Origin of the sequence: Pseudonocardia sp. Ae505_Ps2, from assembly GCF_001932425.1 — a bacterium.
In the GTDB taxonomy this organism is placed as follows: domain Bacteria; phylum Actinomycetota; class Actinomycetes; order Mycobacteriales; family Pseudonocardiaceae; genus Pseudonocardia.
Window position 1 is genome coordinate 4,585,392 of the sequence record NZ_MCIP01000001.1, and the last position, 17,056, is coordinate 4,602,447.

Sequence of the window (17,056 nt, forward strand, 5' to 3'; positions counted from 1 at the left end):
CCGCGATCACGTTCTCCATGAGCATGGCTAACTTCTCTCGCTCCTGCGAGCTACCCTTACCCATATGCGTAAGCACCACCGGACGGTGGACCGGGTCGCGGGTCTGCTCGAAGCCGCCGCGCGCCGCCCCGACGGCAGCACCCTCTCCGCGCTGGCCCGGCGCGTCGGTGCCCCGGTGTCCTCGGTGCAGAAGCTCGTCGACGGTCTCGTCGCCACCGGCTACCTCGACGAACGCGACCGTCGCTACACCCTGGGGCCCGCGCCGTGGATGCTCGCGGCGAGAGCGGGAGAACCACCCGTCCCGGCGATCCCGCACGAGGCACTCGACCAGCTGGCCCGGCACACCGGCCTGCCCGTGCTCCTCGCCGCCCGGATCGGCGACGACGCCGTCTACCTCGACTGGGCCGGCGCCGACGAGAGCTTCGACGTGGCGTTGTCCGCCCGGGTCCGCGCGCCGCTGCCCGACACCGCTGCCGGCCGGGTCCTGCTCGCCCACCTCGCCCCGGCCGAGCGCAAGCGGGTGGCGCTGGCCGCGCACGACGGCGACCCCGGCGCCGCCGCCGCGCTGCTCGACACCTGTGCACGGATCCGCACCGACGGGTTCGAACGCGGGGCGAGCGGCGCCCTGTTGCCCGGGGCGGTCGCCGTCGCGGTCGCACTCCGCCACGACGGCCGGGTCACGGGGGCGCTCTCGGCCGCCGACCGCGGGTTGGGACCGCTGCCCCGCGGGGTCGCCGACGCTCTCGCCGACGCCGCCGACGCGTGGTCGACCTGAGCCGCCGCGCGACGTTTGCCGACCGGTGTGCCGGGAAGGCGGCGGTCGATGCGTACCGACTGGATCCGAGCCCTGAACGACGGCGACGACCCCTTCGCGACCGTCGTGCTCGACGCCACGCACGACACCGCCGACGCGACCGAGCAGTACCGCCTGCGCTGGCGCGACCTGCGTGAGCGCCTCGCCGACTCCGGCGCCGATTCCTCGGCGCTCGCCGTCCTCGACGAGGCCGTGACCGCCGCCGACGCCCCCGACGGCACGGCCGGGCGGGTACTGGTCGCCGACGCGACGCGGGTGCTGCTCGACCGGCACACCGAGGTCCCGCCCGAGCGCGGGACCGCGACCTGGGGTGCGGTCCCGGACCTGCTGGGCGTGCTCGGCGCGGTGGGGGAGGACGTGGCGACCGTCGTCGTCGCGCTCGACCGGACCGGCGGTCGGATCCGCGGCGTCGACGGCACCGTCGAGGAGGTGTCGACCGACTCCGGCGGCCCGGTCCACAAGGCGAACGTCGCAGGCCCCGGCGAGGGCTCCGCGGACGCCCGGGTCGAGGAGACCTGGAAGCGCAACGCCCGGGCCGTCGCCGAGCGGGTCGACAAGGTCGTCCGCGGCGGCAACGCGGACCTGCTCGTCGTCGCCGGGGACGCGGAGTCCCGGGCCCGCCTGCGCGACGAGCTCCCGCCGGCCTCGGCCGGGATCATGGCCGAGATCGAGAACACCGGCGGCACGGCGCCCGAGCAGGTCGACGACACCGTCCGCGCCGCGGCCGACGAGGTCCGCGAGGCCCGCCGCGGCGAGGCCGTCGCCGGCTTCGCGACCGCCTCCGGCCGCGACGACGGGCTCGCCGTCACCGGGCTCGGCGACGTCGTCGGGGCCACCCGTGCGCACGCCGTCGAGACGCTGCTGGTCGACCCGTCCGCGGTGCCCGGGACCGAGCTGGTCGCCGGGACCGACCCGGCGGCAGTGGGGGAGAAGGCCGACGAGCTCGTCGGTGACACCCCGGTGCTGTCCGGCCCGGCCGCGAACGTGCTCGTCCGGGCGGCCGCCGCGACCGATGCTGCCGTCGTGCTGGTCCACCCGGACGACGAGGTCTCGCTCACCGACGGTGTCGGCGCCGTCCTGCGCTTCCCGGTCGGTCCCGCCGCCTGAGCCCGCGACCGTCGTGCTCCGTCCCGGGCCGTACCGGCCGGGACGGGGCATGATCGGTTCCATGAGCGACCAGCGGATCGAGACCTCCCGCATCGTCGACGCGAGCCCGGCCGAGATCTTCGCCGTGCTCCGTGACCCGCGTGGGCACGTGGCCATCGACAGCTCCGGCATGCTGATGTCGGCCGAGGGCGAACCGGTCTCGGCGGCCGGGGACACCTTCGTCGTGCACATGGACCGCGAGTCGCTCGGCGACCGTCCGATGGGGCGCTACGACGTCACCGTGCACATCGCGAGCTACGTGCCGGACCGCGAGATCTCCTGGACCATCGTCGGCGTCATGCGCCCGCCGGTCGGCCACGTGTACGGCTACCGGCTGGAGCCGGTCGACCAGGCCGATGGCGGCGGCACCCGGGTCGTCTCGTGGTGCGACTGGTCCGACATCCACCCGCAGTACCGCGACTCCGACCTGTTCCCGGTGATCTCCGCGGCGTCGCTCAGGGCGACCCTGGGCATCCTCGCCCGGACCGTGCAGACGTTCCCGGCACCGGTGGTCGCCGTACCACCGTCGTAGCGGTCCGCCGTCACCCCGCTGTCACCCCGTTGTCGTAGCGCGGTGCCGACGACCGGGCCACGGTGCGCGCCGGCACTGGGCGGTGCGGGTGAACCGGACCTGTTTGCGATTGAACCGCGCACGGCCGGGGAATCCTGGGGCCACGAACGCACGACACGAACTCCTGCACGGACCGGGCGCTGGGGAGCCTTCCGGTCCGTGGGCCCCGGGTCCGGGGTGCGACCGCTTCGGGGGTGGTCGCACCCCGGACCCGTTCCTCGTCGCGGCCACCCCGGCGGGCCGTCGCGGCACGCCGGATCCCGCGGGCTCGGATGTACTCCCGACGCCGAACGCATACCCTGTGGGAATGACCGAGCCCGGAACCGTGGCGCCGCTGGCGCTCGACGAGCAGCTCTGTTTCGCGCTCCACTCGGCGTCCCGCGCGATGACCGGGTGCTACCGCCCGATCCTCGACGCCATCGGGCTGACCTACAGCCAGTACGCGGTCCTGCTCGTGCTGTGGGTCGAGGAGACGGTGCCCCAGCGGGAACTCGGGGAGCGCATGTTCCTCGACAGCGGCACGTTGTCGCCGATGCTGACCCGGCTGGAGGGCCGCGGGCTGGTCACCCGCGCCCGTCGCCCGGACGACGAGCGCACCGTGCAGGTGTCGCTCACCGAGAAGGGCAAGGCGCTGCGGGACCAGGCCGCCGCCGCACAGGACGAGGTCATCAAGGCCACCGGCATGTCGACGGACGAGCTGTTCCGCCTCCGGGACGACCTGCAGCGGCTCGCCTCCCGCCTCCGGGCGTCGGAGGCCGGGGCCGCCTCGGCCTGACCGGGGCCGCACCACGCGTCCGCGCCGCGGCGCGGATCGTTGCACGGGTATATGCTTGCCGACAGGCAATCATATGGAGTGTGCATGAGCGGCCTCGACCCCGACGAGCTGGCGCGGCTGCGCACGGACCTGGCCCGGATCGCCCGGGGCCTGGACCGGGCCACCCGCGGCTCCGACCTCACCCGCAGCGCCCTGTCGGTGCTCGGCACCGTCGCCGTCCGCGGCCCGATCGGGATGGGGGAGCTCGCCACCGTCGAGGGCGTCAACCCCACGATGCTGTCGCGTCTGGCCGGCAAGCTGGAAGCCGCGGGGCTGCTCGTCCGCGACACCGACCCCGACGACGGCCGCGCCGTGCGCGTCGCGGTCACCGAGGCGGGCGCGGCCGAGCACCGCCGACGCCGCGAGGAACGCACCCGTCTGCTCGGCACACACGTCGACGCCCTGACCCCCGACCACGCCGCACGGCTGCGGGCCGCGCTGCCCGCGCTCGACGCGCTCGCCGCGGCCCTGCGGGACGCACGGTGACCGCCGGCCCGGACCAGGCACCCCGGCGGGCGCTCGCCCGGACCTTCGCGTCGCTGTCCGGCCACAACTACCGGCTCTGGGTCGGCGGTCAGTCGATCTCCCTGGTCGGCACCTGGATGCAGTCGATCGCCCAGTCCTGGCTGGTCTACGAGCTGACCGGGTCCGCGGCCGTGCTCGGTACCGTCGTCGCCGTCCAGACCGTGCCCACGCTGCTCCTCGGGCCCTACGCCGGGGTGTGGGTGGACCGGCTCGACCGGCGACGGCTGATGATCGGCCTGCAGACGATGATGGGCCTGCAGGCCGCCGCGCTCGCCGTGCTCACCCTCACCGGCACCGTCGCGCTCTGGCACGTCTACGTGCTGGCCGCGGTGCTCGGGCTGAACAAGGCCGTCGAGAACCCGGCCCGGCAGACCTTCGTGCACGAGCTCGTCGGCCCCGACGACCTCCGCAACGCCGTCACCCTCAACTCGGTCCTGGTCAACGCCGCGCGCGCGGTCGGTCCCGCGGTCGCCGGGCTGGTCATCGTCGCGGGCGGGACCGGGATCTGCTTCGCGGTCAACGCGGTCAGCTTCGTCGCCGTCGTGACCTCGCTGCTGCGCCTGGACACCTCCGCGCTCGTGCCCACCGCGCCGGCGCCGCGGGCGCCCGGGCAGCTGCGCGAGGGACTCGCGCACGTGCGGGACAACCCCGAGCTGCGGGTCCCGCTGGTGATGATGGCGTTGATCGGCTGCCTGGCCTACGAGTTCCCGGTGGTGTTGCCGGTGGTGGCCTCGCAGACCTTCGGCGGCGACGCGAGCACCTACGGCTGGCTGACCGGCGCGATGGGTGTCGGCGCGGTCGTCGGGGGGCTCGTCGTCGCCGGGAACGGGCGCACCGGGGTGCCGATGCTGGTGCGCACCGCGCTGCTGTTCGGCCTGGTCATGGGGCTCGCCGCGATTGCGCCGTCGCTGTGGGTCGCGCTGGTCGCGATGGGGCTGGTCGGGATGGCCAGCGTCGCGTTCATGGCGGGCGGCAACTCGACGCTGCAGCTGGCCTCGGCCCCGCACATGCGGGGGCGGGTGATGGCGCTGTGGTCGGTGGCCTTCCTCGGCTCCACCCCGATCGGCGGCCCGATCGCCGGCTGGGTCAGCGAGCAGTGGGGTGGTCGCGGCGGGCTCGCGCTGGGGGCGGTGGCCTGCCTGGTCGCGGCCGCGATCGGCCTCCCCACGGCGCGCCGCGCCGCCCGGGCGGAGGCCGCGTCGTGAGCGCGCCCGGCCGGCCGGCGGTGCTCACGGCCGTCGCCGCCGGCGGGGTGGTGGGCGCCGAGGTGCGCTGGCTGCTCGGGCTCGTCGGCCCGCCGGCACCGTGGACGACGCTGATCATCAACGTCACCGGCTGCCTGCTCATGGGGATGCTGATGGTGCTGGTCACCGGGCGGTTCTCCGCCCACCCGCTGGTCCGACCGGCCCTCGGGGTCGGGGTGCTCGGCGGGTACACGACGTTCTCCACCTACGCCGTCGACGTCGCCGCGCCGGCGTTCGGGTCACCGGGGTCGCTCGCGCTGATGGTCGGCACCCCGGTGCTCGCCGTCGCCGCGACGGCGCTCGGCGCGAGCCTGACCCGCGCGCTCGCCGGGGGCGGAGCCCCATGACGGCGCTGCTCGTCGCCCTCGGTGCGGCCGTCGGGGCGCCACTGCGCTACCTGGTCGACACCGCGGTGAAGGCGCGGACGCCGTCGGCGTTCCCGTGGGGCACCTGGGTGATCAACGTGGTGGGGTCGTTCGTGCTGGGTGCGGTGGTGGCGCTGACCCCGTCGGCCGGGGCGGGGTTCGCCGCGCTGCTCGGCACCGGGTTCTGCGGGGCGTTCACCACCTACAGCACCTTCGGCTGGGAGACGCTGTCGCTGCTCGAACGGGGTCGTACCGCGCTCGCCGTGGGCTACGCGGCGGCCAGTGCCGTCGTCGGTGTCGCGGCGGCGCTGGCCGGGCACGCGCTGCTCACCGCCGTGGCCGGCTGAGCGCGCCGGGAGACGGCGGCCGGGTCAGCGGATGCGGCCGCCGGTGGCGATGCGCAGCAGGTCACGGGCGGTGCCGCGGGGGGAGGTGCCCTCCCGCCAGACGGCACGGAACTCCCGGGTCAGGTCGAGGCCGCGGACGTCGACGACGACCAGGGACCCGGCCGCGACGTCGGCGGCGACCACCGCACGCCCCAGCACCGCGGGGCCCGCGCCGGCGCGGACGGCGGCACGCAGGGCGGCGTCCGCGGCGTACTCGCGACGCGGCGCAGCGAGCTCACCGGCACCGGCGGCGTCGAGCGCGGCCTCCAGCGCGGGCCGGGCTCCGGCACCGGGCGGCCGGGTGAGCAGCGGGGTACCCGCCAGCTCCGTGGCGTCGACACCGTCGACCGCGGACCACGGGTGCCCGGGGGCGACGACGAGCACCAGCGGGTCCGACGCCACCGTCGCCGCGTGCAGGTCCTCCAGGGGGCCGGGCGTGGACACCACACCGACGGCCGCGTCACCGGACCGGACCGCCGCGGCGGGGTCCGCGGTGTCACGCAGCACGACCCGCCCGCCCGGGCCGTCGCGCAGCTCGACCAGCCAGCCCTGCAGCAGACACTCCGCGACCACCGGGTTCGCCGCCAGGACGACCGCGTCCTCCCCGGCCGGCTCGTCGCGCAGGGCCGCGACCGCGACGTCCAGGTCGGCCGCGGCGGCCAGCAGCGGGCCCGCCCACTCCACGAGCAGGACGCCGCGGGTGGTGAGGCTGCTCGACCGGCGCCTCCGCCGGCCGCGTTCGAGCACCGGCCCGCCGGCCTGCTGTTCGGCGGCCCGGATCCGCGCCGACGCGGCCTGCACCGTCAGCCCGAGCCCCTCGGCCGCTGTGGCCATGCTCCCGGAGCAGGCGATGTCGCGGAGCAGGGCGAGAGCGGTCAGGTCGGGGACGCGTGCGGGTGCGGTGGCCATCGGAGCCAGCCTAGGTGGCGGGCGGGGTCACACTCCCAGCAGCCCGCGCAGATAGGCCGCCTGACCGGCGTGCTGGAGGTCGTCGCCGACCACACTGACCAGGCGTTCGCCGAGGGTCACGTTCTCCCCCCAGGTGGGCGGCAGGACGCGCGACAGGTCCTCGTCGGCGAGGCCCGCGAGGTGCCCGACGGTGCGTTCGTGCACCGCCGCGCCGTAGCCGGTCAGCAGGTCGGCGGTCGTCCGCACGGCGTCGACCTGCGCCGAGGTGTGCCCGAACCCGGTGTCGGCGGGGTCGAGGTCGAGGCCGAACCGCTCGGCCCAGCCCTCGCCGGTCCAGACCTGCTCGGCGTCGAAGGCCTCGGCGACGTGGTCGTCCTGCACCCGCAGCAGGTGCCACACCAGCCAGCCGATCGGGTTGCCGGGGCCGTCCGCACCCTCCGGGCGGCGGGCGAGGTCGGCCTCGGACAGGCCGTCGACCACCTCGCGCACGAGCTCGTCGATCCGGCCGACGTGGTCGGTCAGCAGTTCCGCGGTCGTCGTCATGCGGCAGGCGTTCCCGTATGCAGGCCTCCGCATGCGGGTTCGTGCGGGTTACGGTGGGCCGTGGTGACCGAGAACGTGAGGACCCACAGCGCGCACTGGGGCGTGTTCCACGCCCGCTGGGACGGCAGCAGGCTGCGGGTCCGCCCGCACCCCGGCGACCCGGACCCGTCGCCGGTGCTGGACAACGTCCCCGCGGCCGTCGGGCACGCCGCCCGGGTCGCCGCACCGGCGGTGCGCCGCGGCTGGTGGGACCGGGGCCCCGGTCGTGACCCCGGCCGCGGGCGCGACGGCTATCGCACGGTGTCCTGGGACGCCGTGCTCGACCGGCTCGCCGAGGAGACCCACCGGGTCCGTTCCACCCACGGCGACGAGGCCGTCTACGGCGGCTCCTACGGCTGGGCGTCGGCCGGGCGGTTCCACCACGCGCAGAGCCAGCTGCACCGGTTCCTGGCGCTGACCGGGGGCTACACCCGCTCGGTCAACACCTACTCCGGCGGTGCCGCCGAGGTGGTCCTGCCGCACGTGCTGGGCACCTTCGACGCGGTGACCCGCTACGCGGTGACCTGGGACCAGGTCGCGGCGCACACCGACACCGTCGTCGCGTTCGGCGGGATGGCGCTGAAGAACTCCGCGATCGCCGCGGGCGGGGTCAGCCGGCACGTCGAGCGCGGGGCGATGCGCGCCGCGCGTGAACGGGGCGCGGTGTTCGTGCTGGTCAGCCCGCTGCGCCCGGACCTGCCCGAGGCCCTCGACGCCACCTGGCTGCCGATCCGGCCAGGCACCGACGTCGCCCTGATGCTGGCGCTCATGCACACGATCGTCGAGGCGGGGCGGGCCGACACCGACTTCCTCGCCTCGCACTGCGACGGCTGGGACCGGCTGCGCGAGTACCTGTTCGCCGCCCCGGCGCGCGACGCGGGGTGGGCCGAGGACATCACCGGCATCCCGGCCGCGACGATCCGGGAGCTGGCCTGGCGGATGGCGCACGGCCGCACCCTGGTCACCGTCGCGCAGTCGCTGCAGCGTGCCGAGCACGGCGAGCAGCCGGTGTGGGGCGGGACGGCCCTCGCCGCGGTGCTCGGCCAGATCGGCCTGTCCGGCGGCGGCTTCAACTACGGCCTCGGGTCGCTCGGGCACTACGGGCGCCCGCGCAACGCGGTGCCGGTGCCCACGTTCTCCCGGGCGCCGAACCCGGTGACCTCGTTCATCCCGGTCGCACGGGTCGCGGACATGCTGCTGCACCCGGGGGAGACCTACTCATACCGGGGCGTCGACGACACCTACCCGCACGTGCGGATGGCGTGGTGGGCCGGGGGCAACCCGTTCCACCACCACCAGGACCTGCGTCGGCTGCGGCGCGCGGTCGCCGAGCTCGACACGTTCGTCGTGCACGACCCGATGTGGACGGCGACGGCGCGGCACGCCGACGTCGTGCTGCCGTCGACGACGACCCTGGAACGAGACGACATCGGCGCCACCAGCTCCGACCCGCTCGTCGTCGCGATGAAGCAGCTCGTGCCCCGGCACGGCGAGGCCCGCGACGACTACGACGTGCTCGCCGACCTGGCCGCGCGGCTCGGGCACGGCGAGGCCTTCACCGAGGGCCGGACGTCGCACGAGTGGCTGGTCCACATGTACGACCGCACCCGCAAGGGCCTGGCCGACCGGGGACTCGACGCGCCGTCGTTCGAGGAGTTCTGGGAGCGCGGCGAGCTGGAGCTGCCCCGGCGTCCCGACGACGGCGGGATGCTCGGCCGCTTCCGCGCCGACCCCGCCCGGCACCCGTTGCCGACGGCGCCCGGCCGCGTCCAGCTCGGGTCCGGCCCGATCGCCGCGCTCGGGCTGCCCGACCACCCCGGCCACCCCGCGTGGATCGAGCCGACCGAGGTCCCCGACGACCGGCACCCGTTCTGGCTGGTCTCCAACCAGCCGGCGACCCGGCTGCACTCCCAGCTCGACTTCGGCGCCCACTCGGCCGGGGCGAAACGCTCCGGGCGCGAGGTCGTGCGCATCCACCCCGACGACGCCGCCCGGCTCGGGATCGGCGACGGCGACGTCGTCCGCATCCACAACGACCGCGGTGCCTGCCTGGCCGCGGCGCGGGTCACCGACGACATCCGGCCCGGCGTGCTGCAGCTGCCGACCGGGGCGTGGTGGGACCCGCGCCCCGACCCGGACCGTCCCGAGTTCGGCGACGACGGCCTCTGCGTGCACGGCAACCCGAACGCCGTGACCCGCGACCGCGGGACGTCGAGCTTCGCGCAGGGCTGCAGCGGTCAGCTGTGCGCGGTCGCCGTCGAGCGGTACCGGTACGACGCCCCGGAGGTCACCGCGCACGTCCCGCCGGTCATGCGGTGACCGGGCCCGCCAGGTCCTTCTCGATCTCCTCGAGGCTGCGGCCCTTGGTCTCCGGTAGGAGCCTCGTCGCGTACAGGTAGGCGGCGGCCGTCGTCACCGCGAAGAACAGGAAGTTCCAGCCCGCCCCGAACGCCTCGAGCAGCGACGGGAACAGCAGCGCGACGGTCATGTTGAACAGCCAGTTGAACGTCACGCAGAACGCGACCGCGCCGGCGCGGACCCGCAGCGGGAACAGCTCAGGCAGCAGCACCCACTGCACCGGGCCCCAGGAGATCGAGAACGAGGCGATGTAGACGACGATCCCGGCCAGCGTCAGGCCGAGCAGCAGCGGTCCCTGCTCCAGGCCGACCAGGTTCGTGACCGCCAGGACGATCATCGCCAGGCACATGCCGACCGCGCCCCACCGCAGCAGCGGGCGTCGCCCGGCGCGGTCGATCAGCCACATCCCGGGCAGCGTCATCAGCATGTTCACCGCGCCGATGGCGACGTTGGCGCCGATCGCGTCGGTCGCCCCGTACCCGACGTCGGTGAGCAGGGTCGGCGCGTAGTAGATGATCGTGTTGATGCCGACGAAGTTCTGGAAGAACACCAGGAGCATCCCGATCAGGGTCAGCCGCCGCAGCCGCGGGGAGAACAGCGTGCCGATCGCGACCTTCTCGGTGTGCTCGCGCTCGACGCGCACGCTCTCCCGGATCTCCGACAGCTCGGCCTCGGCCGCCTCCGGGGTGCCGCGCAGCCGCTCCAGGACGGCCCGGGCCGTGGTGACACCGTCCTCGTCACTGCCGGGTCCGTGTGCGACCAGCCAGCGGGGGCTCTCCGGCTGGGTGTAGATGCCGATCGCGAGGACGACCGCGGGGATCACGCCGAGCCCGATCATCCAGCGCCAGTCCCGGGCGTCGGCGAAGGCGTAGTCGACCACGTAGGCGAGGAAGATCCCGACGGTCACCAGCAGCTGCATGAGCGAGGTGAGCCGCCCGCGGATCCGGGCCGGGGCCAGCTCGGACAGGTACATCGGCACGACCACCGACACGATCCCGACGCCGACGCCCATCACGAACCGGAACCCGACGAGCATCGCGACGTTCACCCCGAGGGCCGCGCCGAGCGTGCCGACGACGAACACGATGCCGCCGAGCAGGATCAGTGGCCGCCGGCCGAGGGTGTCGGCGAGCTTGCCGGAGACACCCGCCCCGAGCATCGCGCCGACGAGCAGCCCGGACACCACGGTGCCCTGCTCCAGTGAGGACAGCGGGATGTCGTCGGGGATGAACAGGATCGCCCCGGAGATGACGCCCGTGTCGTACCCCCACAGGATCCCGCCGAGTGCCCCGAAGAACCAGATCGCCCACTGCGACGGCCGCTTCGCCGTCCCTGCCCCCGAACTCATCCGCCGATCCTCCGGCGGGGTGTTGCGGGCCGCAACAGGAGGGTCAGGTGGCGTGCCGGGAGGCGTCCAGCCTGCGGCGTCCGTCGTCGGTCGCGGCGTCGACCTCCCGGACCCCCAGCGCCTTCGCCAGCCCCGATGCCGGCATGTCCCCGTAGACGGTCTCGAACTCCCCGGCGACGAAGGTCTCGTGCCAGATGCCGACGGCCCCGGGGTAGCGGCGGGCCCGCCGGTTGAACGCGGCCCAGGCCGGCCGGTGCGTCGCCGTGGTGTCGCTCGCGTAGGCGTAGAGGGACTCGCGGTCGCGCCAGTACTGGACGAGCAGCGGACCGCCGGGGCCGATCCCCGAGCGGGTCCCGAGCAGCCCGTGGGCGGGCTCCCGTTCCAGCTCGCGCAGCATCCCGGCCATCGCGGTCACGACCGGGAGCCAGGCCCGGACCTTCCAGGGCCGGTTGAAGCGCATCCCGATCAGGAACACGACGACCTGGTCCTCGGTCGGCTGGTTGGTCGTGCGGGTGTAGGGCGCCATCGGTCCACTCCCTCGTGCGGCGGGCTATGGATACTGACACTATCCGATAGCGGGGTCATCCGTCGCGGTCGAGCCAGGCCCGGACCTCGGCGGAGTCGGCCCCGAGTGGCGGGGGAGAGCGGCGGTAGGACGGCGGGGTGGCCGACCAGCCGACCGGGTTGCGGACGGTCGGGATCGCGGCGGCGTCGTCGGCCCGGACGACCGGGTCGAGCCCGAGCTCCTCGGCGAGGGCGACACCGCCGTCGACGGTGTTGATCGGGCCGCAGGGCACGCCGGCGGCGGTGATCGCGTCGTACCACTCCTGGGCGGTGCGGGTGGCGAGGCGGGCGCGCAGCCGCTGCTCGATCTCTTCGCGGTGGCCGATCCGGTCGGACATGGTCGCGAAGCGCGGGTCCTGCGCCATGGCCGGGTCGCCGAGGACGGTCGCGAGCTTGCGGAACTGGCCGTCGTTGCCGGCGATGACGATGAGGTCGCCGTCCGCGGTGGGCATCGGCTGGTAGGGGAACACGCTGGGGTGGGCGTTGCCCATCCGGCGGCCGACCGCGCCGGCGGCGACGTAGGCCTCGCTCTGGTTGACCAGGGTGGACATCGCGACCGACAGCAGGTTGGTCTCCAGCAGCTGGCCCTGCCCGGTCCGCTCGCGGTGCCGCAGCGCCGCGCTGACCGCGAGTGCCGCGTGCAGCCCGGTCAGGACGTCGAAGACCGCGACCCCCGCGCGGAACGGGGGACCGTCGGCGTCGCCGGTCAGGCTCATCAGCCCGGACACCGCCTGGACCAGCAGGTCGTAGCCGGCCAGGTGGGCGCCGCCGTGGGCCCCGAACCCGGTGATCGAGCAGTACACGACCCCGGGGTTGTCGCGGGCGACGCTGTCGTGGTCCAGCCCGAACCGCGCCGCACCGCCCGGCCGGAAGTTCTCGACGACGACGTCGGCCCGCCGCGCCAGCTCCCGTGCCGCCGCGAGGTCGCCCGGGTCGGTCAGGTCGAGCACGACCGACCGCTTGTTCCGGTTGATGGACAGGTAGTAGGTGGAGATCTCGCCCTGCTCGGGGTCGCTGACCACCGGGGGCTTCCAGGTGCGTGTGTCGTCGCCGCCCGGGCCCTCGACCTTGATCACCGTCGCGCCGAGGTCGGCCAGCATCATCGTGGCGTAGGGCCCGGCGAGCACGCGGGAGAAGTCGGCCACCAGCACGCCGTCCAGTGGTCCGCCGGTGGGGTCGTCGCCGAACGGGGAGTGGTCCACGTCCCGGCACGCTAGCCGCGACGACGCCCGGCCGCTCACGGTGGGTCGGGCGCCTACGGTGGGTCGGGCCCGAGGCGTTCGATGGCCAGGGATCATCCCAGGGAGAGCTGGATGTCCCCGTTCCGGACGGCGGCGTCGGTGAACGTCACCTCACCGCGATGGCCGACCTCCACGGTGTAGAAGTCCGAAGCCGGTACGTCGTCGACGACGAAGGAGAAGGTGCAGCCGTAGCTGCTGCCCGTCCCGCTGTCGAGCGCACCGACGCCGGCGATCCTGCCGGCGGAGTCCCGGACGGTCACCGCCGTCCCGGCGACGATGTCGTCGTAGCCGCTCGACAGGCGGCAGGAACCGTAGGACGAGCTCGAGTAGAGCGAACTCGTGCCGTTCACGACCGTCATGGCTCCGGTGATGCTCCGGGTCGAGGCGTCCGCCAGGGCGAGCAGCAGCCCCGTCGCGAGGGCCAGGACGACCGCGACCGCGGCGGCCGCCAGGAGACGGCGGGAGGTCCGGGACCCGAGCTGGACATGGCCCGGCGTCGCGGCAGCGGCCCAGGGAGCCCGTGGCAGCGGGACCGGGGTCTGGGCGACCCGGGTCTGGGTGACCTGGGACTGGGCGTGCTGCCACTCCCGGAAGCGGGCCCACTCGTGGCGGTCCTGCTCCGACATGGACTCCCACTGCTGCACGTTCATGGTCTCCCGATCTCCGCTGTCCGGCCGTTCCCGACTGGTCCGTTCGGACGGCATGTCGACGGTCGCGTCCGGCGCGTTGCACGGAGTCCCCAGTTCTGATGAGGCGGCCCTGATGAGGCGGCGCCTACCCGACGTCCCCGTCGACGTAGAACCACCGCCCGTCCTCCCGGACGAACCGGCTGCGCTCGGCCAGCACCCCGTCCGTCCGGTGGGCCCGGAACTCGACGGTCCCCTCGGTCTCGAACATCGTCCCGCCCGAACGCGCGACGATCTCCAGCCCCGTCCACACCGACCCCGGCTCCAGCCGCAGCCGCCGCGGTCGCGTCGACGGGTGCCACGACGCCAGCAGGTACGCGCGGTCGCCCCGCACGAAGGCGGTGTAGCGGCTGCGCATCAGGGCCTCCGCCGTGGCGGCGGGGCGCCCGGCGAGCACGGGGGCGCAGCAGGTGTCCTCGGGGCGGCCGGTACCGCAGGGGCAGAGCACGGTCGTCGAGCATGCTCCACCCCGCATGTGAGGTGCCCGACCGACCCGACGGGACAGTTGACCACCTCGACGGACGTGTGGTCGTCTCATCCGTCGCCGTGCCGTGTACCGCAGGAGGAATGCCGACGTGACGGACTTCTACGACGTCCTGCACTCCCGCCGTGACGTCCGTACCGGCTTCCGGCCCGATCCGGTCGACGACGACGTCCTCACCCGCGTCCTGGCGGCCGCGCACGCCGCTCCGAGCGTCGGGTTCTCCCAGCCCTGGGACTTCGTGCTGGTCCGCGACGCGGCCGTCCGCGAGCGCGTGCACGCCCTGGTCTCCGCCCAGCGCGACCGCTACGCCGCGTCGCTGCCCGCCGCCCGCGCCGAGGCGCTGCGCGCGATCCGGGTGGAGGCGATCCGGGAGACCCCGCTGAACGTCGTCGTGACCGCCGACGCCACCCGCGGCGGTCGCCACACCCTCGGCCGGCACGAACGGCCCGAGATGGGCCCCTACTCCGCCGCGCTCGCGGTGCAGAACCTGTGGCTGGCCGCCCGGGCCGAGGGCCTCGGCGTCGGCTGGGTGTCGTTCTTCGGTGACGAGGGGCTCACCGAGCTCGGCGCGCTGCTCGGGCTGCCCGCACACGTCGAGGTCGTCGCCTACCTGTGCGTCGGCCACGTGGACGCCTTCCCCGACCGGCCCGAGCTGGAGCAGCACGGCTGGGCCCGGCGCCGCCCGCTGGACTGGGCGGTGCACCAGGACACCTGGGGTGCCCGCGGGCTGCCCGGCGCCGCACCCACCGCGCTGCTGGAGTCCACCGTGGAGGCCGTCGCACCGGTCGACGACGCCGCCCGGGCCGCGGCCCGCGACCGGCTCGACCGCATGACCAAGCCGCGTGGCGCGCTCGGCCGGGTGGAGGACGTCGCCGTCGCGCTGGCCGGAATCGCCGGCGCCGAGGTGCCGCCGGTGCCGTCCCCGGCCGCGGTCGCGATCTTCGCCGGCGACCACGGCGTCCACGCCCAGGGTGTCACCCCGTGGCCGCAGGAGGTCACCGCGCAGATGGTCGCGAACTTCACCGCGGGCGGTGCCGTGGTGAACGCGTTCGCCCGTCAGCTCGGGGCGGAGGTGCTCGTCGTCGACGTCGGGGTGGCCGCCGAGCTGGATGCCGTCCCGGGGCTGCTCCCGCGCAAGGTCGCGTCCGGCACCGCGGACATGACCGCCGGGCCCGCGATGACCCGCGAGCAGGCCCGCGCGGCACTGGAGCACGGCATCGAGGTCGCCCGAGACCTGGTCGCCGCCGGGAACCGCTGCCTGCTCACCGGGGACATGGGCATCGCCAACACCACCGCCGCGGCCGCGCTGGTGTGTGCCTTCACCGGGGCCGACCCGGCCGTCGCGACCGGGCGCGGCACCGGCGTCGACGACGAGACCCTGGCCCGCAAGACCGACGTCGTACGTCGTGCCCTGGAGCGGCACCGGCCCGATCCGGCCGACCCGCTCGGGGTGCTGGCCGCCGTCGGCGGGCTGGAGCACGCGGGACTGGCCGGGTTCGTCCTGGGCGCCGCCGCGCTGCGCACCCCCGTGGTGCTCGACGGCATCATCGCCGGCTCCGCCGCGCTCGTCGCCGCCGCGTTCGCCCCGGAGGTCACCGGCTACTGCCTGGGCGGGCACCGCTCCGCCGAGCCGGGCGGTGCGCTCGCCCTGGACCATCTCGGCCTGGCGCCGCTGCTGGAGCTCGACATGCGCCTCGGCGAGGGCACCGGCGCGCTGCTCGCGCTGCCGGTGCTGCAGGGCGCGGCGCGGGCGATGGCCGACGTCGCCACCTTCGACGCCGCCGGGGTCACGGACAAGACCGGTGGGTGACCCGCTCACCGTCGTCGGGGTCGGTGCCGACGGGTGGGCCGGGCTGCCGGAGACCCACCGCGACGCCCTGCGCGACGCCGAGATGCTGCTCGGCGGGCCCCGCCAGCTAGACCTGCTGCCCGCCGACGTCGCCGGGGAGCGGCGGGCGTGGCCGTCGCCGCTGGTCCCGGCGCTGCCCGGGATCCTCGACGAGCTGTCCGGCCGCCGCGTCGCGGTGCTCGCCTCCGGCGACCCGATGTTCTTCGGGATCGGCGCCACGCTCGCCCGCGTCGCCGGGCCGGACCGGCTGCGAGTGCTGACCCACCCGTCGTCGGTGGCGCTGGCGTGCGCCCGCCTGGGCTGGGGCTCGGAGCACGTCGCGGTGCTCAGCGTCGTCGGCCGCCCGCTCGACGCGCTGCGCCGGGCGCTGGCCCCGGGCGCCCGCCTGGTCGTGCTCTCGGCCGGAGCCGGGTCGCCCACCGAGATCGCCGGGCTGCTCGCCGGCGCCGGGTGGGGTGGGTCGCGGATGACGGTCCTGGAACGGCTCGGCGCGCCCGACGAGCGCCGGGTGTCCGCCACCGCCGCGGCCTGGCGGGGCGAGGCGGACGCGTTGAACGTCGTCGCCCTCGAGTGCGTGCCCGACGCCGGGCTGGTCCCGCCGGGGGAGACGCCCGGCCTCCCCGACGACGCCTACGACCACGACGGACAGCTCACCAAGCGCGAGGTCCGCGCCGTCACCCTCGCCCACCTCGCGCCCCGCGCGGGGGAGCTGCTGTGGGACGTCGGCGCCGGGTCCGGCTCGATCGGCATCGAGTGGATGCGGGCGCACCCGCGGTGCCGCGCGATCGCCGTCGAGAGCCGTCCCGAGCGCGCCGACCGGGTCGCCGCCAACGCCGCGGCCCTCGGCGTCCCCGGCCTGCGGGTGGTGACCGGCCCCGCGCCGGACGTGCTGGCCGGGCTGGAACGCCCCGACGTCGTGTTCGTCGGCGGCGGGCTGACCCGCGATGGCGTCCTCGACGCCTGCCTGGCCGCGCTGGGCCCGGGCGGTCGCCTGGTCGCCAACGCGGTCACGGTGCAGACCGAGGCGGCCCTGGCCGCCGCCCACGCCGCGCACGGCGGGGACCTCGTGCGGGTGCAGGTCGCCCGCGCCGTCCCCGTCGGCGGCTTCCACGGATGGCGCCCCGCCATGCCTGTGACCCTGTGGAGCTGGAGGAACCCCTCGTGAGGACC

The 17,056-nt window shown here is 75.2% G+C and carries 18 protein-coding genes; 11 read left to right on the forward strand and 7 right to left on the reverse strand.

The features are described 5' to 3' along the window. The first annotated feature begins 64 nt into the window (after positions 1-64). The 8 genes from Ae505Ps2_RS21515 (at position 65) to crcB (ending at position 5,826) form a co-directional block, all read left to right on the forward strand. Positions 65-775 carry a helix-turn-helix domain-containing protein gene (locus Ae505Ps2_RS21515; RefSeq protein WP_083695894.1) on the forward strand — a complete coding sequence of 237 codons (711 nt, stop codon included), beginning with the start codon at positions 65-67 and terminating at the stop codon, positions 773-775. A 48-nt stretch (positions 776-823) separates the two neighbouring features. Further along, positions 824-1,921 (forward strand): hypothetical protein, encoded by a 1,098-nt coding sequence (locus tag Ae505Ps2_RS21520; protein ID WP_075553933.1) that lies wholly within the window; start codon positions 824-826, stop codon positions 1,919-1,921. Positions 1,922-1,982: 61 nt separating this feature from the next. Beyond that, positions 1,983-2,492 carry an SRPBCC family protein gene (locus Ae505Ps2_RS21525; protein WP_020626521.1) on the forward strand — a complete coding sequence of 170 codons (510 nt, stop codon included), beginning with the start codon at positions 1,983-1,985 and terminating at the stop codon, positions 2,490-2,492. 346 nt (positions 2,493-2,838) lie between these two features. Beyond that, positions 2,839-3,306 carry a MarR family transcriptional regulator gene (locus Ae505Ps2_RS21530; protein ID WP_075306540.1) on the forward strand — a complete coding sequence of 156 codons (468 nt, stop codon included), beginning with the start codon at positions 2,839-2,841 and terminating at the stop codon, positions 3,304-3,306. 84 nt (positions 3,307-3,390) lie between these two features. Then, a complete protein-coding gene (locus tag Ae505Ps2_RS21535; protein ID WP_020626519.1) occupies positions 3,391-3,831 on the forward strand; it encodes a MarR family transcriptional regulator in 441 nt (146 codons plus the stop codon). Then, positions 3,828-5,075, forward strand: a complete 1,248-nt coding sequence (locus Ae505Ps2_RS21540) for an MFS transporter (RefSeq protein WP_075553934.1) — start codon at positions 3,828-3,830, stop codon at positions 5,073-5,075. The genes Ae505Ps2_RS21535 and Ae505Ps2_RS21540 overlap by 4 nt, the downstream gene beginning before the upstream one ends. Beyond that, positions 5,072-5,461, forward strand: coding sequence for a CrcB family protein (locus Ae505Ps2_RS21545; RefSeq protein ID WP_233147533.1), 390 nt, complete (start codon positions 5,072-5,074; stop codon positions 5,459-5,461). Before Ae505Ps2_RS21540 ends, Ae505Ps2_RS21545 begins: the two co-directional genes overlap by 4 nt. Continuing rightward, on the forward strand, positions 5,458-5,826 hold the full coding sequence (gene crcB / locus Ae505Ps2_RS21550; RefSeq protein WP_075306538.1) for a fluoride efflux transporter CrcB: 369 nt from the start codon (positions 5,458-5,460) through the stop codon (positions 5,824-5,826). The genes Ae505Ps2_RS21545 and crcB overlap by 4 nt, the downstream gene beginning before the upstream one ends. 24 nt (positions 5,827-5,850) lie before the next feature. Here the strand turns inward: crcB and Ae505Ps2_RS21555 are convergent, their stop codons facing one another. Further along, positions 5,851-6,774, reverse strand: a complete 924-nt coding sequence (locus Ae505Ps2_RS21555) for a LysR family transcriptional regulator (protein ID WP_075553935.1) — start codon at positions 6,772-6,774, stop codon at positions 5,851-5,853. 27 nt (positions 6,775-6,801) lie between these two features. Further along, a complete protein-coding gene (locus Ae505Ps2_RS21560; RefSeq protein WP_075306536.1) occupies positions 6,802-7,317 on the reverse strand; it encodes a DUF664 domain-containing protein in 516 nt (171 codons plus the stop codon). 63 nt (positions 7,318-7,380) lie between these two features. Between Ae505Ps2_RS21560 and Ae505Ps2_RS21565 the strand changes: the two genes are divergently transcribed. Next, a complete protein-coding gene (locus Ae505Ps2_RS21565) occupies positions 7,381-9,675 on the forward strand; it encodes a molybdopterin-dependent oxidoreductase (RefSeq protein WP_249265318.1) in 2,295 nt (764 codons plus the stop codon). On the opposite strand, the gene Ae505Ps2_RS21570 is transcribed toward Ae505Ps2_RS21565, so the two are convergent. The 5 genes from Ae505Ps2_RS21570 to Ae505Ps2_RS31365 form a co-directional block, all read right to left on the reverse strand. After that, positions 9,665-11,062, reverse strand: coding sequence for a sugar porter family MFS transporter (locus Ae505Ps2_RS21570; protein ID WP_075306534.1), 1,398 nt, complete (start codon positions 11,060-11,062; stop codon positions 9,665-9,667). The genes Ae505Ps2_RS21565 and Ae505Ps2_RS21570 overlap by 11 nt on opposite strands. Positions 11,063-11,105: 43 nt before the next feature. Continuing rightward, entirely contained in the window at positions 11,106-11,588 is a 483-nt protein-coding gene (locus tag Ae505Ps2_RS21575; protein WP_075306533.1) for a DUF4188 domain-containing protein, read from the reverse strand. A gap of 55 nt (positions 11,589-11,643) precedes the next feature. Next, on the reverse strand, positions 11,644-12,828 hold the full coding sequence (locus Ae505Ps2_RS21580; RefSeq protein WP_075333395.1) for a CoA transferase: 1,185 nt from the start codon (positions 12,826-12,828) through the stop codon (positions 11,644-11,646). 92 nt (positions 12,829-12,920) lie between these two features. Further along, positions 12,921-13,517 (reverse strand): hypothetical protein, encoded by a 597-nt coding sequence (locus tag Ae505Ps2_RS21585; protein ID WP_075306531.1) that lies wholly within the window; start codon positions 13,515-13,517, stop codon positions 12,921-12,923. Between the two features lie 124 nt (positions 13,518-13,641). Further along, positions 13,642-14,001, reverse strand: coding sequence for a YchJ family metal-binding protein (locus Ae505Ps2_RS31365; RefSeq protein WP_226351075.1), 360 nt, complete (start codon positions 13,999-14,001; stop codon positions 13,642-13,644). A gap of 127 nt (positions 14,002-14,128) precedes the next feature. Between Ae505Ps2_RS31365 and cobT the strand changes: the two genes are divergently transcribed. Then, positions 14,129-15,847 (forward strand): nicotinate-nucleotide--dimethylbenzimidazole phosphoribosyltransferase, encoded by a 1,719-nt coding sequence (gene cobT / locus Ae505Ps2_RS34295; protein ID WP_198932173.1) that lies wholly within the window; start codon positions 14,129-14,131, stop codon positions 15,845-15,847. Further along, positions 15,840-17,051, forward strand: a complete 1,212-nt coding sequence (cbiE, locus tag Ae505Ps2_RS21600) for a precorrin-6y C5,15-methyltransferase (decarboxylating) subunit CbiE (RefSeq protein ID WP_075306528.1) — start codon at positions 15,840-15,842, stop codon at positions 17,049-17,051. The genes cobT and cbiE overlap by 8 nt, the downstream gene beginning before the upstream one ends. The last annotated feature ends 5 nt before the right edge of the window (positions 17,052-17,056 follow it).